This is a genomic window from Spiroplasma sp. hy2, from assembly GCF_044714365.1.
Lineage (GTDB): Bacteria > Bacillota_I > Bacilli_A > Mycoplasmatales > Mycoplasmataceae > Spiroplasma > Spiroplasma phoeniceum.
In genome coordinates this window covers 1-1,587 of record NZ_RXFZ02000205.1, presented here as the reverse complement: position 1 = coordinate 1,587, position 1,587 = coordinate 1, and the positions used below count along the sequence as shown (strand labels likewise).

The window sequence follows — 1,587 nt, the reverse complement described above, 5'->3', positions numbered from 1 at the left end:
TTKMTATTCTTAAAAAATTTAAAATTATTACAGAAAAATATCGTAATCATAGAAAACGATTTAGTTTAAGATTTAATTTAATTGCTTCAATTTATAATTTGCTATTAGTATCTTTTTAAAAATATTTACAATTATTTTAATAGGTTATGCAAGAAGTCTATTTAATGACCTTAGGAATAATGAGCATAAGTGGAATAACAATTGTTTCTTGTGCTTGTAGTTATCCAAAATAAAACAAATTGGAAGAAGAAAAACAAAGAAAAAATTTAGATAGAGCTCCTTTGTTACCAATAAATAATAATAATAATAATAATAATCCAAAAAAAGAGGAAATAAAATTACAATTTCCAATTGATATTAGTGGTATTACTAAAATTAACCCAATTAAAAAAGTTAATGTTAAGAATATTAAAGATGTTCAGTTTTCTGAATGATCAGAGCCAATTCGTGATGCAATTTTAGCAACATTGCATGCAGAACTAAGCACTAAATTAACAAAAAATGATTATGATGTAATTCCTATCTTCCCAAAAGAGTTTTATATCAAAGATAATAAAATTGATACTCTTTCTTTTGATTTAACAATTCCAAGAAAAATAGAAATTACCTGTTTGGGAAAAAATAATGCAAAGGGTAGATTTAATACATATGTCATACTACCAATAAGTATTGTAAAATAATGATAAATTAATGAAAGAATATAAAAAAATAACATTTTAAAATGCTGTTTTTTTATTTTTTTAAATACGATATGATTGATATATATGGGAGAGGAACGTGATTAAAAAATGTTTAATTTAACGCAAATAACAGGATTAGTTTATTTTATTTTTATTATTGTAATTGGACTGCTTCTTGTAGGTTGATTAATATTTGGTCTTATTTTATTAAGGTTTAAAAAGAAAAAAACAACATTAAAACCACGGATGTTATTACGGAAAATGTTAGATGAGAATGATTTACAAGATGTTAATATTGGAGAACAAAACCATATTGTTAAAGCACGGAATTTTTCAAAAATAAGTAATGCTGTCATTATTCATTGTACTGATGATAAAGACCAAAGCATTGTAAAAATTTATGATATGATTTTTCATTTTTATTATGTTTATAACCAAAAAACAAAACAATCAAAATGTTTTTTTTGATTAAAATTTTTGTCATGATTTTTGTTGTTTACAATATTTTTATTTATTATAGCAATAATTTTAGTTATTTTAATACAGTTTTTAAAAGACAATACTGTTATTAATGCAATTGACATTACAATTCAAATTTTATCTATTATTGGTATTGTTTATTTGATTTTGGGATGATTTTGTTGAGCGAATTTAGTAGAAAATTATCGTCAAGATTTAATAGCATTAGCAATAGACTATTTACCAACAGAATTTATCAAGTCTTTTAAAACTTATACTAGTTTTAAAGCATTTTTTCCTTTTTCTGAAAATATAATATGTTTTTATTAAAGGGATTGTAATTTTTCTTTAATTTTGTCGAAAACTCTTGATATTTATAAAATATACCTAAAATTAGGTATATTTTTAATATATGGAGGTAAATAATTAATGAAAAAAATAATTAHAW

2 protein-coding genes and 1 pseudogene are annotated in these 1,587 nt (G+C 21.7%); all 3 read left to right on the top strand.

The features are described 5' to 3' along the window. A pseudogene (locus tag EHV01_RS05420) lies at positions 1-119 on the top strand (IS5/IS1182 family transposase); the annotation flags it as partial. 120 nt (positions 120-239) lie between these two features. Next, a complete protein-coding gene (locus EHV01_RS05415) occupies positions 240-680 on the top strand; it encodes a hypothetical protein (RefSeq protein WP_422066566.1) in 441 nt (146 codons plus the stop codon). A gap of 108 nt (positions 681-788) precedes the next feature. Continuing rightward, positions 789-1,469: a hypothetical protein gene (locus tag EHV01_RS05410; RefSeq protein WP_422066565.1), complete on the top strand. Its 681-nt coding sequence runs from the start codon at positions 789-791 to the stop codon at positions 1,467-1,469. Positions 1,470-1,587: the final 118 nt, after the last annotated feature.